This is a genomic window from Salinibacterium sp. SWN167 (assembly GCF_015864665.1).
Classification (GTDB): Bacteria; Actinomycetota; Actinomycetes; order Actinomycetales; family Microbacteriaceae; genus Rhodoglobus.
This window is the reverse complement of the sequence record NZ_JADYWU010000002.1, coordinates 1-16,807: the sequence shown is the minus strand read 5'-3', so window position 1 is coordinate 16,807 and position 16,807 is coordinate 1. Positions and strand designations below refer to the sequence as shown.

At 63.4% G+C, this 16,807-nt stretch carries 16 protein-coding genes; 12 read left to right on the top strand and 4 right to left on the bottom strand.

The features are described from left to right. Positions 1-61: 61 nt before the first annotated feature. From I6E60_RS09965 to I6E60_RS09945, 5 genes are all read left to right on the top strand, one after another. Positions 62-739 carry a response regulator transcription factor gene (locus I6E60_RS09965; protein ID WP_197126303.1) on the top strand — a complete coding sequence of 226 codons (678 nt, stop codon included), beginning with the start codon at positions 62-64 and terminating at the stop codon, positions 737-739. Next, positions 739-2,124, top strand: coding sequence for a cell wall metabolism sensor histidine kinase WalK (locus I6E60_RS09960; RefSeq protein ID WP_197180124.1), 1,386 nt, complete (start codon positions 739-741; stop codon positions 2,122-2,124). The genes I6E60_RS09965 and I6E60_RS09960 overlap by 1 nt, the downstream gene beginning before the upstream one ends. Before the next feature lie 65 nt (positions 2,125-2,189). Continuing rightward, the gene (locus tag I6E60_RS09955) at positions 2,190-3,623 is read left to right on the top strand and encodes a ferredoxin reductase family protein (RefSeq protein ID WP_197180122.1); all 1,434 of its coding nucleotides are present in this window, start codon (positions 2,190-2,192) and stop codon (positions 3,621-3,623) included. Beyond that, positions 3,620-4,150, top strand: a complete 531-nt coding sequence (locus I6E60_RS09950) for an FMN-binding protein (protein ID WP_197126317.1) — start codon at positions 3,620-3,622, stop codon at positions 4,148-4,150. The genes I6E60_RS09955 and I6E60_RS09950 overlap by 4 nt, the downstream gene beginning before the upstream one ends. Then, the gene (locus I6E60_RS09945) at positions 4,150-4,926 is read left to right on the top strand and encodes an FAD:protein FMN transferase (protein WP_231601495.1); all 777 of its coding nucleotides are present in this window, start codon (positions 4,150-4,152) and stop codon (positions 4,924-4,926) included. Before I6E60_RS09950 ends, I6E60_RS09945 begins: the two co-directional genes overlap by 1 nt. Before the next feature lie 87 nt (positions 4,927-5,013). Here the strand turns inward: I6E60_RS09945 and I6E60_RS09940 are convergent, their stop codons facing one another. The 3 genes from I6E60_RS09940 to I6E60_RS09930 form a co-directional block, all read right to left on the bottom strand. Then, positions 5,014-6,132, bottom strand: a complete 1,119-nt coding sequence (locus tag I6E60_RS09940; protein ID WP_307841816.1) for a HupE/UreJ family protein — start codon at positions 6,130-6,132, stop codon at positions 5,014-5,016. 72 nt (positions 6,133-6,204) lie between these two features. Next, on the bottom strand, positions 6,205-7,266 hold the full coding sequence (locus I6E60_RS09935; RefSeq protein WP_197126320.1) for a YHYH protein: 1,062 nt from the start codon (positions 7,264-7,266) through the stop codon (positions 6,205-6,207). Between the two features lie 7 nt (positions 7,267-7,273). After that, positions 7,274-8,350, bottom strand: coding sequence for a YHYH protein (locus I6E60_RS09930; RefSeq protein ID WP_197180120.1), 1,077 nt, complete (start codon positions 8,348-8,350; stop codon positions 7,274-7,276). An 84-nt stretch (positions 8,351-8,434) separates the two neighbouring features. Between I6E60_RS09930 and I6E60_RS09925 the strand changes: the two genes are divergently transcribed. The 7 genes from I6E60_RS09925 (at position 8,435) to I6E60_RS09895 (ending at position 16,191) form a co-directional block, all read left to right on the top strand. Continuing rightward, positions 8,435-9,139 (top strand): response regulator transcription factor, encoded by a 705-nt coding sequence (locus tag I6E60_RS09925; RefSeq protein WP_197180118.1) that lies wholly within the window; start codon positions 8,435-8,437, stop codon positions 9,137-9,139. After that, positions 9,136-10,560, top strand: a complete 1,425-nt coding sequence (locus tag I6E60_RS09920) for a cell wall metabolism sensor histidine kinase WalK (RefSeq protein WP_197180116.1) — start codon at positions 9,136-9,138, stop codon at positions 10,558-10,560. Before I6E60_RS09925 ends, I6E60_RS09920 begins: the two co-directional genes overlap by 4 nt. A 169-nt stretch (positions 10,561-10,729) precedes the next feature. Further along, a complete protein-coding gene (locus I6E60_RS09915) occupies positions 10,730-11,659 on the top strand; it encodes a carbohydrate ABC transporter permease (RefSeq protein WP_129072896.1) in 930 nt (309 codons plus the stop codon). Continuing rightward, positions 11,656-12,495 carry a carbohydrate ABC transporter permease gene (locus I6E60_RS09910; protein ID WP_197180113.1) on the top strand — a complete coding sequence of 280 codons (840 nt, stop codon included), beginning with the start codon at positions 11,656-11,658 and terminating at the stop codon, positions 12,493-12,495. The genes I6E60_RS09915 and I6E60_RS09910 overlap by 4 nt, the downstream gene beginning before the upstream one ends. Positions 12,496-12,543: 48 nt before the next feature. Beyond that, positions 12,544-13,857 carry an ABC transporter substrate-binding protein gene (locus I6E60_RS09905; RefSeq protein ID WP_197180111.1) on the top strand — a complete coding sequence of 438 codons (1,314 nt, stop codon included), beginning with the start codon at positions 12,544-12,546 and terminating at the stop codon, positions 13,855-13,857. A gap of 93 nt (positions 13,858-13,950) precedes the next feature. Then, complete coding sequence (locus tag I6E60_RS09900) at positions 13,951-15,255, top strand: sulfatase (RefSeq protein WP_197180110.1); 1,305 nt, start codon at positions 13,951-13,953, stop codon at positions 15,253-15,255. A gap of 9 nt (positions 15,256-15,264) precedes the next feature. Beyond that, positions 15,265-16,191, top strand: coding sequence for a LysR family transcriptional regulator (locus I6E60_RS09895; protein ID WP_197126268.1), 927 nt, complete (start codon positions 15,265-15,267; stop codon positions 16,189-16,191). A 24-nt stretch (positions 16,192-16,215) separates the two neighbouring features. On the opposite strand, the gene I6E60_RS09890 is transcribed toward I6E60_RS09895, so the two are convergent. After that, positions 16,216-16,566, bottom strand: coding sequence for an HPF/RaiA family ribosome-associated protein (locus I6E60_RS09890; RefSeq protein WP_197180108.1), 351 nt, complete (start codon positions 16,564-16,566; stop codon positions 16,216-16,218). Positions 16,567-16,807 lie beyond the last annotated feature (241 nt).

Here is a 16,807-nt window from a genome sequence, read left to right as displayed (position 1 = left end):
TCGCGGCGTCCGCCCGCGCAACCTCGTCGAGTTCCCCGTTCACGGGCGTAGTCTGGCCATCATGACAAACATCTTGGTCGTGGAGGACGACGCGACCATGGGCGCGCTCGTTCAGCACGGCCTCGAAGCTGAGGGCTACACGGTCACTCTGGTCGCTAACGGCATGGATGCGCTCATTGCGGTAGCCAGCGACGACTTCTCGGCGGCCGCCATCGATGTCATGCTCCCCGAAATGTCGGGGTTCGAAATCTGTCGGCACCTGCGCGAACAAGGCAACCACCTTCCCGTGCTGCTTCTCACAGCGCGCGACGCCGTGGAAGATCGGGTACTCGGCCTCGACTCCGGTGCCGACGACTACCTCACCAAACCGTTTGCATTTGCGGAGTTCGCGGCCCGCATCCGGGCGCTTGTTCGCCGCGATACGACTGCCGCGAAAGCAAGCCGCAAAATTGGCAACCTCGTGCTCGATGCTGCCACCGTGCGGGCTACATCCGGCGGCACAGCATTGCCGATGAGTTCTAAAGAATTCGCTCTGCTCTGGATGCTCAGCTCTCGCACTGGCGAGACGCTCAGCCGCGCCGAAATCTTGGAGGAGGTGTGGGGCACGAGCGCCCACATTGATGCCACGGTTGTCGACCAGTACGTCAGCTACTTGCGGCGCAAACTCGACCCGATAGTGTCGGGCGTCACCATCAGCACGGTTCGCGGTGTCGGCTACTCGTTGGCAGAGGTGGAGTGATGTTCTCGACGCTGTCGATTCGCGCCCGCATCACTCTCGGCAGTGTTGCGGCCGCAATGATCCTGCTGCTCATCGCGCTCGTCGTGGTGCGCATTGCGGTGCAAGACATTCTTACCGAAGCTGATCGCTCGCTCGCCACCAGTGACCTCACACCGTTTGTGGCGGACATCACGGCGCACCCCGACGAATCTGTGGATGACCCGGGCACCGGGGTTCTCGTCTACATCACGGACCCCAACGGGGATGTGCAAGTGAATACTCTTCCCCGGGGCATTACCAAGGAAGTCACGCGCACCGACCCCGGCGACACCACGATTGTCGTGCAGGATGACGGCAGCGACCACGACGGTAAAGCCACCGACGACGACGATGCCCTATCGTTTGTCGTTGCCGGGCGCACCCTCACCACGGACGCGGGCAGCTGGCAGCTGTGGGCGGCACGCAGTACCGCCGCGAGCCAACTCGCGCTTCACGGCCTCGATCGCATCCTCATCGTTGCGGGGGTCGTGTTGCTGCTCGGCTTCGGCCTCGCCTCGTGGGGGCTCGCCAGCGCTGCGCTGCGCCCGGTTAACGCAATGCGCCGCAAAGCGGAACAGCTCAGCGGCGATACTGACACCGCCCTCCCCGTAGGTGGTGCGGATGACGAGCTCGCGGCCCTCGCCACAACCCTCAATGCCTTCCTCGCCCGCCTGCGAGCCTCCACCGATCGCGAAAAACAAATGGTGTCGGATGCCGCCCACGAGTTGCGCACGCCGCTGGCGGCGCTCACCACCCAGCTTGAGCTCGCACACGCCGACTTTGGCAATGCGGAGGCTCTCGCCGCCCAGGTCACCGCGGCGGAAGCATCCGTGGATCGCCTGACGTCATTGGCTACCAACCTTCTCGAGCTGAGTCGCATCGAGACGGAGGCGAGCACGGCGACGGCGAGCGCCGGACAACTTGTTGATGAGTTCACGGGCAGCATTGACCGCGCTCGTCTTCTCGGTATGGCGAAGGCGGCGAGAGTCGATTTCACGTGTTCCACCGTCGATGAGGAGGCGCGCTTTCGAATCGGGGCGCAGTCGTTCGGTCGCCTCGTCGACAATCTGCTCTCCAACGCGATTGCCGCGATCTCGACCGGCGGTGGCATTCTTGCGGCCCTGAGTATCGAAGTGGATGGTCTCCATCTCGAGGTCACCGACGATGGTCCCGGCATGCCTGAGCAGTTCATCCCGATCGCGTTCGATCGCTTCTCGCGCCCCGACGTCTCACGCACGGGCGCGACTGGGGGCAGCGGACTCGGGCTTGCTCTCGTTCAGGCCATCGCGACTGCGGCGGGAGGGTCGGCCACGGTCGACAACACCGGCGATGGCTTGCGTGCAACGGTGCTGATCCCCAACATGTGAATTCGCTCACGCAAATGGGCGGTTTTTCTTAGCGATCCCATAGCTGAAGCCAGCACAGTAGGGACATGTCCACTCAGGTTCGCCCTCGCGCCGCTACGGCCCGGCCTCGCACTGCCCTAGCAGCCGTCGCTACCGCGCCCGATTACCGCCGCAATTTTGCGCGGCGGGCACGCCTCTCTGATTTGCTCGTCGTCGCGCTCTGGGCTTCAGGCGCAGCAGCGGCCGCCCTCTTTCTGGCCTCCGGCGGGGTCGACCAATTTACCTCGGTTGCTGAGACTGTCACGAGCATCGGCATCGTCTCCGGCCTGGTCGGCACCGACTTCATTCTGGTGATGCTGGTGCTCGCCGCCCGTATCCCGCTCATCGATCGCACCATCGGCCACGACCGCGCCATCGCCGTTCACCGTTCTCTCGGCAAGCCGGCGCTCTACCTTCTTCTCGCCCACGGCGCCCTGTTGCTTACCGGCTACGGGCTCAGTTCGGGCATCAACCCGATCGCCGAAATCGGCCCGATGCTGTCGCTGCCCGACATGCCCCTCGCGTTTATTGCGCTCGGCCTGATGATCGCCGTAGTCGTATCGTCGCTGATCGCGGTTCGTCGCCGATTCAGCTACGAAGGCTGGCACCTGGTCCACTTGCTCAGCTACGTGTCGGTCGCGTTCGCGCTTCCCCATCAGCTGAGCGTCGGTGGCGTGCTCGCCGACGGCACCCTTCAGCGCGTGTACTGGATCGCGCTCTACGTCGTCGCCCTCGGTAGCATCGTAACGTTCCGTTTCGCCGAGCCACTCGTCTCGAGCCTCCGCCACCGGATGCGCGTGGCCGCGGTCACCGAGATCGCGCCGGGCGTCAGCACGATTCAACTTGCGGGCAACGATCTACGGGGGCTCGAAGCATCCGGCGGCCAGTTCTTCATCTGGCGTTTCTGGACACCGCGCACCTGGTGGCACTCGCACCCCATCTCGCTGTCGGCCATGCCGACGGCCAGCTCGGCACGCATCACCGTGCGCAATCTGGGAAAGGGCAGCGCCCAACTCACCACCATCCCCGTCGGCACCCGGGTGAGCATCGAGGGGCCCTACGGTTTGTTTTCGGATGCTGCCCGCACCTCCCCCAAACTCGCCATCATCGCCGCCGGGATCGGTGTCACCCCGGTGCGCGCGCTCCTCGAACAAGCGTCGTTCGCGCCCGGCGAAGCGACCATCCTGTTGCGCGCGAGCACCGCCGAAGAGACCTACCACTGGGACGAAATCCGGGCCATTGCTGCAGCGAAAGGTGCAACCTGTTATTCGATGATCGGCCACCGCCCCCGCGGAGTCGACAGTTGGATGACCGCTGCGGACTATGAGCGCGGTGTCACCCTGCAGAGCGCCTTCCCCGACCTGGCTGACTCGGACGTTTTCCTCTGCGGCCCTACCGCGTGGCTCGATCTTATTGAGGCTGACGTTCACTCTTCCGGCATCCGCCCCCAGCAGATTCACGCAGAAAGGTTCGACTGGTGAGAACACGAGCGATCTTAGGCAGCATTCTCGCCTCGACGAGCGTACTGATCGTCGGCTATCAGGCAGGCGTGAGCGTCACGACGAGCGACGGCACTTCGCTGTCGTTACCGGTGGATGCTGCGACGAACGGCACCGCGGGCGGCACGAACGCCGGCACCGATGCGACTACTGACAGCAGCACCGGAAGCACCAGCTCAAGCACGCCGGGTTCGGACACCGCTGCCGCTGCCCCCACGACAGCGGGCCCTGCCGACGGCACCTACACCGGGTCGAGCGTAAGCACCCGGTTCGGTAACGTGCAGGTGGCGGTCACGATCGCGTCCGGCAGCATCACCGATGTCACCGCCCTGCAGTTGACCGACGAGGATGGGCGCTCGGTGCAGATCAGCAACCGTGCCGCCCCCATTTTGCGCAGTGAGGTGTTGTCATCGCAGTCCGCCCAAGTCTCGAACGTGAGTGGGGCAACGTACACCACCGATGCGTATTTGAGTTCGCTTCAATCGGCGCTCGATCAAGCCGGCGCGTGATGCGGCGCGCGTTTGCGACCATGGGCACGATGGCGTCGATCGAACTGCCTGCCGCGTGGGCTTCCGAAGTCAGCGAGGTGCAGCGCATCTTTCGCATGATTGATGACCGCTACAGCCTCTATTCGCCCGACTCCGAGCTGAGTCTGATCGCCGCCGGTCACACTTCGCTCTCCCACGCTAGCCCACCCTTACTCGCCAGTTACGCTCGCGCCCTCGAGTGGCGCTCCGCTACCGGCGGCAACTTCAGCCCCCATCGCCCCGATGGCACCATCGATCTCAACGGCATCGTCAAGGCCGAAGCTATCGAGCACGCCGGCGAGCACCTGATCGCGGTCGGATGCCCGGAGTGGAGCATCAACGTCGGTGGCGACATCCTCGTCTCCCCCACCGGCGCAGCCACTCCTGCCACCGCGTCGGCTTCGCCGCTCGGGCCGCGGGTCATGCGCGCCGGGATCGCCGAGCCGCTCTCGCCTACGGAGCTCCTGTGTTCGCTGGAGTTGCGACATCCGCGGCGCGCGATTGCGACGTCGGGCAGCGCACAACGCGGTGACCATATCTGGCGCGCAGGCAGCACCGAGCCGATCTCGTTCGTTCAAGTGAGCGTCGTCGCGAATGACATCGTGACCGCCGATGTGTTGGCAACGGCGATCGTGGCGGGCGGCCAGACCGCCCTCGACGATGTAACTGACCGGTGGGATGTGGATGTCATCACGGTCGACCGCGCAGGCGCAATGAGTGCGACGCCGGGGCTGCTGCACTCACTAGCTACGAAGTAAATTTCGTAGCCGGCCAGCCGGCCCACGCGCCACCTTACGGCCGGCGCGACCAGCGCTCACACCGCCAACCCCAACCCCAACCGCGAGCTACAGCCCGAAGACCCGCGTCACTGTCCAGAACAGCCCCATCGCGCCGATCGCGACGCAGATGATGATGCGGATGATTTCGAATCCCTTGGGCAGCAGTCGTGTCAGCAGAGCGGCGACCGCGAGCACCAGTAGCACAACGGCGGTCTGCGCGAGGTCGATACCTAGGTTGAAGGCGATGAGCGCGACAGCGTGCTCCGACGTCACGAGTCCCAGGCTGGAGAGACTCGAGGCGAAACCAAGACCGTGCACGAGCCCCACGAGGCCCGCGATCCACCAGCGGAAGTCGCCGCCCTTGCGTCTCAACGCAAGCCCAGCGGCCGCGACGATAGAAAGCGCGATCAGCGGTTCAACGATCGCAGCGGGCACCGAGACCAGGTTGAAGTACGCCAGGCTGAAGCTAATGGCGTGCCCCACCGTAAAGGCGGTTACGAGTTTCACGGCGGGCCAGATCGCTGCGCGCCCCGTTTTCACGCCAAGCACGCCGAGCCCGAGGGCGACGAGAAAGAGAATGTGGTCGGGCCCGAGCTGAATATGCTCGAACCCCTGCACGAGAAAGCTGGTTGCGGTTGCCCAGGTTCCGAGAGAGAACAGGACCTCGCCGTCATCGTTGAGGTGCCCGAGTACGGCGCTGTCAGAATCCGACAGCAGGATGGCGTTGCTCGGCGAGCTAAAGGACCACGAAATTGCGATCTCGTTGGTCTCGCCTTCGAATGCAGACGTCGCGAATGCAACGCCGACATATTCGGATGCGTCGACCGCGGCATTCGCGTCCGTTTCGGTCTCCGCGGTGGTGTCTGTCGTCGCGCTGGTGCTCTGGAATGAGAGCCCCGCCCCGATGATCGACAGCTCCTCGCCGTTGACCGCGATCGTTACGTTGTCGCGGATAGTGTCAACGAGAGTCGTCGCCACGGTTGCTTCTTGCTCGCTGACTTCGGTGGCGTCAATGAGGCCGTCACCGGAGGTGTCTTCGAGCCCGAGCGCTGAGAACTCGACCAATCCGGTGCCGACAACACGGCCTTCGTCGATCGAGAAGATCAGTGCCTCACTCGTTCCGTCGTGGGCCCATGCTGCGGTGGGCACGGCGAGGCTGAGTGTGGCGAGAACGATGCCCGCCACCGCGGTGAACTTCGCCAGGGGCGACAGTCCACCGCGGTGCGCAGCACTAGTGGTGCGAGAGGCGTGCACTAATTAGTTGCCGGGAGCTGGTGCGTCGCCAGCGGGTGGCCCACCGTCGCCGCCGCCAGAACCGTTAGGGAGGTTGACGCTCTCACCATCCGGGCTCGTCAGGTTTCCCACCGCTGATGCGCCTACGCGGCACTCCGGCAAGTTCGGCGACTCGGTGCTGTAGTGGTAGTGGTAAACCTCACCGAACTCTTCAGTGTCAGAAACGTGGCCGCCGCACTCGTCGAGGTCGGTCGGCACCGTTCCGTTTTCTTCCGGTCCATAGATGAGGTAACCGTCGTAGGCAAACGCAATCACTGCCTCGTTGTCTTGCTCGATGTCGCACGTGACGCCAGCTCCTGCAGCGTCAAGGTTCGACTGGATCGATTCGGCACCGAAGTGCCAGTGGTAGTACCCCGAGGGGTCGATGTGTCCACCGCAGGCGTCAAGTGCGGGCAGTCCACCGGTGTCGAGAACAGAGGGCGCGTCGCCGAAGATCGTGACGCCGTCGAGCGCGAGCCCGACCTGAGAGATCGTGGAAAGATCCGTCACTTCGTCAAGCATCTCGGGGCTCGTGGGAATCAATACCTGCAGGTGGTAGTCACCGTCGGGCGTTGCCTCGAGGCACGAGTTCTCGGTGCCGGATGAGTCAGGTTGCCCGCCAGCGGGGTCAACGATAGTGATGTCGCCGTCTTCATTCGCGAACTCGAAGCCCTGGGCCTCCATGAGCGCCCAGAAGTCCTCATCGAGGGCATAAAGCCCCGGCTCATCGCCGTCCCAGACCCAGATGCCGCCAGTGTCGGTCGTGGTCGCCGGACAGAAGGGCCCTTCCGTGTTAACGGTCGTCGAGAGGCTGTCGACCTCAAACTGGTAGCAGGTGGTCTCGCTACCGTTTTCGAGGGTGCAGTCCACGATGACCGCTTCTTCGGTCAGTGCACCGTCGGCAAACAATGCCGCGACGGTGCTCAGGCTTGTGTCGTCCGAGGCAGAACTCGAACTCTCCGTCGTTGTCTCACCAGTCGCGCAGGCGCTCGCCAAGAGCACGAGGCACGTGAGGGGAATCAGCGCGGTCCGTAGGGATGTCTTCATGATCGTCCTATTCGTTTGGTTCTTCACCGGGAACCTCTCCAGCCGGAGGCCCTCCAGCCGGCGCATCGGCAGGTGGTCCGCCAGCGGCCTCATCGCCCGCAACGGTTTCGCCAATGAAGCACTCGAGAACTTGATTCTTCTCGGCCGAGTTGGCGTGGTAATGGTATCCGTCTTCTTCGGTGGTGTGGCCGTTGCACTCGTCGAGTTCTACGTTGGCCAGTTGTTCTTCGGTGTACGCGCTGTGCACGGCGAACCCGTCCATGGCGTAACCGAAGATCGCAGTTTCATCGTCGGAAGCGTCGCCGTTTTCTCCACAGCCGAGTGAGCCGTGCAGGTGGTAGCCCTCGAAGGGGTTGAAGTGTCCACCGCAGTCGTCGAACGAGGCAATCGTGTAGGCGCCGAGAATGGCATCAACGGGAGCTGGCTCGGCGATAACGATGCCGTCGAGTGTGATGCCTGAATTTCCGGATGTCGCTGACGCCGAGTCTGCGACAACAGGAGTGGTCGGGATCAGCACGGTCGACTCGATCGGGTCGCCACCATCGAGGAAGTCAAGGCTGCCTTCGATGCAGTAGTTCTGATATTCGGGATCAACGTCGGGCCGAGCGGCAGCTTCGAATGCTTCGACGGTGTCGGTGACGTAGACGTTGCCGTCTTCGTCATACATTTTCCAGCCGTCGTCGCCATAGGTTTCAGCGAGGTTTGCGATGAACTCTCCGTCGAGGTCGTAGACAGCGTCACCATCGAACCAAATTCCCGCGTCATCGGCGGAGGTCTCGGTTGTAGCGGGGCAGAAAGGCCCTACTTCGTAGGTCGAGGGGTAGCCCGAGATGGTGATCTCGTAGCACGTGGTTTCCGTTCCACCGCTGAGGGTGCAGTCGACGGTCTCGGGGTCACCGACGATGGCATCGTCCGCGAACAGGGCGAGGTCAATACCGGTTGTGACAGCGGCGGTTTCGGTTGACGCAGAGTCGGTAGCATCAACGGCGCTACAGGCAGCGGTGGCAAGAACTGCCATGACCACTGCGCCCACGAGAAGCGTGGATCGTTTGTGGCGGAGTGCACGCCCAAGGATGTTGTTCATAGTTACAGGGTCAGCGGCTTTACTGTGGTGACGCTGTGGAAATCGGCACAACATTGAAACAGTTTTTGTTGCTAGATTCGGGCCGTGTCGAACCCTGCTCAGGCCCCCACCCACCGCATCCTTGTTGCTGAAGATAGCGAGGCCATTAGCGATGTCGTCACGACGGCCCTTTCTTTTCAGGGCCACATGGTTTCCCACGTCGCCAACGGCCACGAAGCGCTCTCGTCTGCGCTCGCGCAGCCGGCAGATCTCATCGTGCTCGATGTCATGTTGCCCGGCATCGATGGTCTCGAAGTATGTCGGCGTTTGCGCGCTGCCGGCTCGACAACGCCCATCCTCTTCTTGACCGCTCTCGCGGAACCCGAAGACCGCATCCGGGGCTTCGCTACCGGAGGTGACGACTACCTCACCAAGCCTTTTACCGTGGACGAGCTCGTGTTTCGGGTTGCCGCCATCTTGCGCAGAACCGCCCCGCCGGCAGGTCCGGCCTTGCTGCAACTCGGTTCCCTCACCCTCGACCCGGCTGGCCACGAGGTGCGCCGCGCTGGCACCCTCATCGACCTCTCGGCGACCGAGTACCGCCTCATTCACTATCTGTTGGCTAACCGCGGGGTTGTGCTCTCGAAAGCCCAGATTCTGGTCGAGGTGTGGCAAGACGATTTCACCGGTAGCGAGAACGTGGTCGAGCTGTACATCGGTTACTTGCGCCGCAAGCTTGACGCCGGTCATCCGCCCCTCATTCATACCCGTCGCGGCATAGGTTACGTTCTGCGCGAGGCGTCTGAATGAGGCGCCTTTCGCTGCGCTGGATGCTGCTGCTCCCCGTACTCGTAACCATCATTGTCGGTTTCCTTGCCTTCGCCTTCGCCGTCGATGTGAGCGAACGCTCGCTACGCCTAGCCGAATTGGATGCCGAACTCGCCCGCGCCGAAGTGACCACCGTTCCGCCGCCCGCGACCGATGCGCCCGAGCTGCCCGCGCCGCGACCGAGCACTTCCTCGAGCGGCGACGGTTCCGGCCTCCCGGTTCAGTTCACCCTCGCCCCCGACGACACCCTGCTCGAGAATCAGGGAGTTGCGCACCCCTTCACCGCAGAAGACCTCGCGGGCTTCGGAGCCGCAACCTCAACCGCCACCGTTACGGTCGACAACTATCGCGTGCTCATCTCACCGACCCCGGATGGTGTCGTACAGATCACCGCACTCTCACTCGACACGTACAACGCCGCCCTCGCCAGCCTGCGCGGCACCCTCGTTGCCGGCGGCGTCACGATTGCCTTGCTTGAAGCGGCAATGGCCTGGTTCCTCGCCCGTCAGATCGCTCGCCCTATCGCCGGTGTCGCTCGAAGTGTGACACGCATTGCCGACGGCGAGCTCGAAACCCCGATCGAGCCCGCTGGCGGATCCCAGGAGATCGCCGAGCTCACGACAGACATCGACCGCATGGTGAATCGTCTGCGCGACGCTTTGGCCGAACGTGAGCAGTCCGCCACTGATGCCACCCGCGCCCGCGATGACATGCGTCGCCTCCTCGCCGACGTAGCGCACGAAATCCGCACGCCGCTAACCGCTGTGAAGGGTTACAGCGACCTCTACGCGCAAAACATGCTCACCACCCCCGAAGCGCTTGACCGTGCGATGGCGCGGGTCGGCGATGAGAGCATCCGTCTCAATGTTCTCGTCAGTTCAATGCTGCAAGTCGTACGCGACGGCAAGCCCATTGAAGTTGCCCACGAGCAGGTGGACCTTGTCACAGTCGCCCGCAACGTCATCGACGATCTGCGGGTCGCCTTCCCCTCCCGCGACATTGCCGCCGACCTCAGCGCCATCACCGACGTCCCCTTAGTAGGCAATCCGGCACAGCTCCATCAAGCGTTGCTCAACCTCGGAGCGAACGCCTGCCGGCATACCCCCGATGACATCGCCGTCTCTTTCCTGGCCAGCATCACCGAGCGCGAAGCCGTGATCAGCGTCGTGGATCACGGCCCCGGCATCCCCGAAGACGAGCGGGACAAAATCTTCCAGCCCTTCTACCGCTCAGATCCTTCTCGCGTACGGAGCAGTCACGACGGCGCCGGTCTCGGCCTCGCCGTCACGCTGGAAATCGCGATCCAGCATCACGGCTCTGTGCAGCTGCGGCCAACCCCCGGAGGCGGTGCAACCTTTGAGCTGCACCTCCCCCGCGCCGGAGAGCCGTCCGCCCGCGTCTGAGCCTCGGCCCACGCTGGCGCGACGGCGACGGCGACGGCAGTGCCGGCACGCCCTATCCGTTAAGCAGATAGCGACCTTCTGAACTACGTGTTGGACAGATAGTTGGCGAGCGCCCTACCGTGGGATTCGCGGTGCTTCGCAGGCCGCCCGACACGATGGAGTATCGAGAATGGTCGCAACCGCCAACGCCACGAGATCGGCCTCTCCGCGCCCGACCGCCCGCAAGCGTTCTCGCCCTAAGCCCGTCTTCGCGATCGTAGCCCTCGCGCCGTTCATTGTCTTTGGGGCTATCTTCGCCGCGTACCCGCTCGGCCAGGTCGTCCGCATGGCTCTCTCCGATGTTCAGATCCGGGGCGGTATTTTTGAGTGGACCTGGATCGGGTTTGCGAATTTCGGCGCCGTGCTCACCGATGCCAATGGTCTTCGTTCGCTCGGCAACACCGTCATCTTCGTCGCGGCAACCGTTGTTCTGTCGTTGATCGTCGGCCTCGCCCTCGCGTTGCTCGTTGATCGCGCCATCACGCTCCTCCCCCTGGCGCGCAACGTGCTCATCTGGCCTGCCGTGATCGCGCCGGTAGTCGTCAGTCTGATGTGGCTGCTCTTGCTCAGCCCCACCGCCGGCGGACTCAACAAGGCGCTCTACTCCCTCGGCCTGCCTCTCCAAGGGTGGATCGGCCAAGAATCAACCGCCATGGCCGCGGTGATTGTGGTGGATGTCTGGCACTGGACTCCGGTCGTCTTCCTCTTCCTCTATACGGCCCTCAAGAGCATCGACGGAGCAACCCTCGAGGCGGCTCGGGTTGATGGCGCTAACGAGTGGCGCATCATCCAGCACGTCGTGCTTCCCGCTCTGCGCCCCGCCATCGCTGCGGTCGTTGTCGTGCGAGTGATCATGGGCGTCAAGGCCTTCGACGAGATGTACCTCCTGACCTCGGGTGGGCCCAACTTCGCGACAACGCTCGTGACTCAACACATCAAGACTCTCTTCTTCGACAGCCTCCAATTCGGCGAGGCGTCAGCGTTCTCGCTCGTGGTTGTCATCCTTACCGCGCTGGTTCTTGGCGCCGTGCTATTCACCCGATCGAAGGTCGAAAAATGAGCGACGCCCAGACCGCCGGCACTAAGCGCAACCTTGGCGTAGAGATCGCTCTCGGGGTTGTACTGGTTCTCAGCATCATCCCGATTGCCTTCACGACGCTGCTCGCGTTCCTCCCCAACCGCGCGATCGTCTCCTCGAGCTGGGACTTCCCGTTCTGGCTCGGCAACTTTGAACGTGTCTTCAAAGATGGCATTTTCATTGCCCAGATCGGCAACAGCCTCCTGATCGTGCTCGGCACGGTCGCCATCTGCCTCGTCATCGGCACGCTCTCCGGCTATTCGCTTAGCCGACTGCACCCGCCACGCTGGATCACTATCCCGGCGCTCGTGATCGCCGGCTTCATTCCGTTGATTCCACCCATGACGCTGCTGCCCGGCCTCTACGTCTTGCTGTCTGATCTCGGCTTGATCGGCGGAGTCGGGGGGCTCGTGTTGGTCAACGCCTTCCTCAACCTTCCCTTCGCAGTCCTGCTCATGTCGTCGTACTTTTCGACCATTCCTGAAGAACTCCGCGAAGCCGGAATCATGGATGGTGCCAGCGAGCTGACTGTGCTGCTGCGGATCATGCTTCCCGTTGTTCGCCCCGGCATCGCTGCCGTCGGAGTCTTCACCGCGATCATGGCGTGGAACGAGTTCCAAATGGGCCTCACCCTCACCTCGGGCGGCGCTACCGCGCCCGTCACCGTCGGCATCGCCGGCCTACTGCAACCGTTCGCGGTCACGTGGGGCGAACTCGCTGCGGCCGGAACGCTCGCCGCCATCCCGATCATCGTCATGTCCATTTTCGCCAACCGCCAAATCGTCGCCGGGCTCACTGCCGGCGCTATCAAAGGCTAAACAGGCCCGTCCTGTTTGGTTTCCGCTCACAGCTAGGAGTACATGTTCATGAAGAAAGCATTCATCGCAATCGGCAGTGTCGCCGCGATGAGCATTGCCCTCACCGGATGCTCAGGCAGCACTACCGGCGGAGCTCTCGGCTCCGGCGACAGCCTCGTCGTCATCACCAGTCAGGCTCCATGGAACCCGGCCTACGACGCCGTCGTCAAGGCCTATGAGGAAGAGACCGGGGTCGACGTTGACCTTCGCCCCTTCCCCAACCCCGACGTCAAAACCCAGGTCCTCAACGACGCCCAGACCGGCAACCACACCTTCGACGTTTATCAGGTCAACGAAGTGGATCTCGCTCAGCTCAACGATTCCGGCATTCTGATGCCCTTCACCGAGGCGAAAGCGGGCTATACCCTCGACCCTGAGATCTTCACGTACAACAACGTCACCAATTGGAACTCAGAGACGCGCAGCTTCTCTGCCGACGGCGACGTGACGAGCCTGCCCCTCATGGGCAACCTGCAGGTTCTGATGTACCGCACCGACATCTACGACGACCTCGGCCTTTCGGTTCCCACGACCTGGGACGAGACCATTGCCAACGGCCAAGCAATGATTGATGCGGATGCCGCCCGCTACGGCTACGTGCAGCGATATCAGGGAATCCCCGGCGCTCCCGGCGTCACCTACGACTTCGCTGGTCTGCTTCACGGAGTCGGCGGCAGCTTCTTCGTCGACGAAGGCTCCGACTGGACCCCTGCCTTCAACACCCCCGAGGCTCTCGAAGCCGCTCGCGACTTCCGCGAACTTGCCAAGCTCGGCCCCGCCGACCCCAAGGCTGTCGGTCAGGCAGAAGCCATCGCCGCTATGCAGGGTGGCGACGCCGGACAGCTGGATGTCGTAGCCGCAGCAGCGAGCAGCATGAATGACGAATCCAGTTCCAATGTCGTCGGCAAGGTCGGCTACGCGGTACTGCCCGGAGCAGCATCCGCTACCGGACTCTGGAACTTGGCTCTTCCCGCTGACCTTCCCGAAGACCGTCGCGAACTTGCCGTCGACTTCATCGACTGGGTCACGTCCGAGCACGGCATGGAGATCTTCGCTGAAGCCGGCGGAATCCCCACCCGCGACGATGCTTACGATGCCGACGGGCTCAGCGCCGAAACAAGTGCTTACTTGGATGTCGTTCGCGAATCAGCCCCGACCGCCGTCGGTCCGTTCCGTTTCACCTTCATTACCGAGTTCCTCACCGTCTCGGAGCCCATCATCGCCGCGATCGCTGCTGGTGACGTAAGCCCCGAAGACGGAATGGCTCAACTGCAGGAGCAGGTCACTCAAGTAGTCGAGGATGCCGGCTACCCCATGGGTTAGTCGCTCCTTCTCAGCGCGGGGGCGTCGACCTCACCACCGCTCCCCCGCGCTGAGCGTTCCTTCTTCATCCCTTCTCACACGAAAGTTGCCCCGATGGTCTCCCAGCCAGATATCGTCCTCATCCACTGCCACGACCTCGGCGATTGGCTCTCTTGCTACGACATGCCGTCGGTGCCCAGCCCCCGCCTTGAGGCTTTTGCTGACTCCGGCGTCATCTTCGATGCAGCTTTCGCGACCGCGCCACTGTGCACTCCTGCACGCTCCTCCATCTTCACCGGCCGCCTGCCGCACCAAAACGGGCTCATGGGTCTCACCCATGCTGGTTGGCATTACAAGCCGGGCGTCACGACGCTGCCGGAGTTGTTGCGCCGCGAGGGTTACCGCAGCGCCCTCATTGGGCTGCAGCATGAGGACTTTGACGCCCGCGTGCTCGGCTACGACGAAGTGCACGGACTCGGATTCTTGCCCCGCGCGATGGAGGTGGCCCGCCGCGTTGACTGGTGGTACGAGCAACCGCGCGACGACACCCCCACGCTGCTGACGATCGGCATCTGGGAAGTCCACCGCCCCTGGCCTGCTGAAGACTACGAGTACGCGGATCCGGCAGCCGTCGACGTGCCGCCGTACCTGCCCGATAACGCAGACACGCGCAACGACATCGCCGCCTTTCACGGTGCTATTCGCCAGATGGATGCCGCGGTCGGCCAGATCATCGACCGCATCACCGCATCGCCCAAGGGCCGCGACACCCTCATCATTTTCACCACCGACCACGGGGTTGCCTTCCCGCGCGCCAAGAGCACCCTCTACGACTCGGGAGTCAAAGTCGCTTTCATCGTTCGCCCGCCGGAGTCGTTCGGTGTTGAGCCTGGCCGCCGCGACCACATCGTCAGCCACCTGGACATCGTGCCGACGCTCGTGACCATTGCCGGCGGAACCCCTTCCGACGAGCTCGAGGGCGAGAGCATCCTTACTCGCCTGCAGACAACGGATGATGCAGCGCCAGATACCCGAGAACTCCTGCTCGAAAAGAGCTTCCACGATCGCTATGACCCGATTCGCGCCATCCGCACCCCGAACGCTAAGTACATTCGCAACTTCGAGCGGGGCGTCCGAGTGCCGCTTCCCCTCGACCTAGAAGAGAGCTCGACGCGTGCCGGTATGGGTGACTGGCCCAATGATCCGCGTCCCGCCGAAGAGCTGTATGACCTCGCCGCGGATCCCTCGGAGCTCACCAACCTCATCGACGATCCGCAGTATGCCGAGTTGCGAGCCGACCTCGTCGCTCGCCTGGAGCAGCTGATGCGGGATACCCACGACCCGCTTCTCGCCGGGCCCATTCCCGAGCCGGCCGCGCCGCAACGTCCGACAGATGAGCGGATGACGCTCGGTCGCTAAGGTTGCAGCATGGAACTCGTCTGGTGCAGATCGTTTCTCGCCGTGCACGAGCAGGGCGGCTTCACTGCGGCCTCCCGCACCCTCCATCGCTCGCAGTCTCGGATCAGCGCCCATGTGGCAGCCCTCGAAACGGAGCTTGGCGCTCAACTCTTCCACCGAGATGTGCACCCGCCAACGCTGACCGCTGCCGGCACCGCGTTTCTGCCCCATGCTCGCGCGACCGTCACGGAGTGGCAGTCGGCGCTAGCCGCGGTGGCGGCCGGTCAGGGCCAGGTGCGGGGCAATGTCGCAGTGGGAAGTGTGCCGAGCGTGAGCGCTATGCTCATCGCTCCGCTGATCGCTGAATTCTCCGAGACCCACCCCGAAGTCCGCTTTGAAGTGCACGAAGGCGCCAACAATTGGTTGGATGAGGCGCTCGCCCACCGCACGATCGAACTGGGAATCAGCCCGATGGAGATCACGCCGCGCCTCGGTATCGCGCAGCGGGCCCTCTTGACTGACCCGTTCCGCGCCGTCGTGCCCTTCGATCATCCGGCGGCCTCAGCAGGCTTTCTTGAGCTGGAGGAGCTCGCGGGCAAACCGATCATCACGACCGGGGAGGCTGGCCTTGACCCGCACGTGGGACTCGAGTTCCGGGAACTCCTGGAGCATGTCGCATTCGACTACGAACGCAGCCTCGCGGTAACCCAGCCGACGACCGTTTTCTCCTTCGTCCGTGCCGGATTGGGGATCGGAATCATGGGTGCGTTGGGTACCAGAATCGTGCGCGACAACAGCCTGGTTGTCGTTCCCGTGAACGCGGAGAATGCTTCCCGCAAGATCGGATTACGCTGGGCCAACACCCGCCGCCTATCGCCCGCTGCCACGGCCTTCGCCGAGGCCCTCGAGGCGATGGCCGATCGCGAAATCGCGGCCGGCCGCCTCGAAGCACGCTAACGCGGCGCAGCGGCTGCTCGCGCGTTAGCGGGGTTCGACACCGCCCATTGAGCTGGCGCCCTTGTGGTGGTCAGCACGACCGAAGGTTGTCTCGAGCACGTGCTGCATCTTTCGAGTGGCGCCGTTGAGCGCAGCATCCACTGTTGACGCGTTGTCGGTGGCAAGTTCCGGGGTGCGGTTCTCGGGGCGCGCTTCAAGCTGGCAGCGGATGTCATCACCGGTGCTGCGACCGGCACTCTCGTCGCTCAAGTGGACTTCGAGTCGAGTGAGGTGGGCACTGAAGTGCGCGAGCTTACTCTCGAGCTCCGCAGTGATTGCGGCGATCGTGTCTTCGCTGAGAGAGATGTTGTTATCGGTATTGACGATGACCTGCATGGTTGCCTCCTGGCACCTGAGGTGTACCGCGGGGTTGCCCTGAGGCGAGGAGTTCGCGGGAGGGCCAGTGGTACATCTACTCTTCACGCTACGCCGCGAGTCTGTCTGCTGCCAGTGCAGGTGGGTGGTTAACGCAAAATAGCCACACCCCGAAGGGTGTGGCTATTTTACAATTGAAGTCCGGCGGTGTCCTACTCTCCCACAAGGTCCCCCTTGCAGTACCATCGGCGCAGAGAGTCTT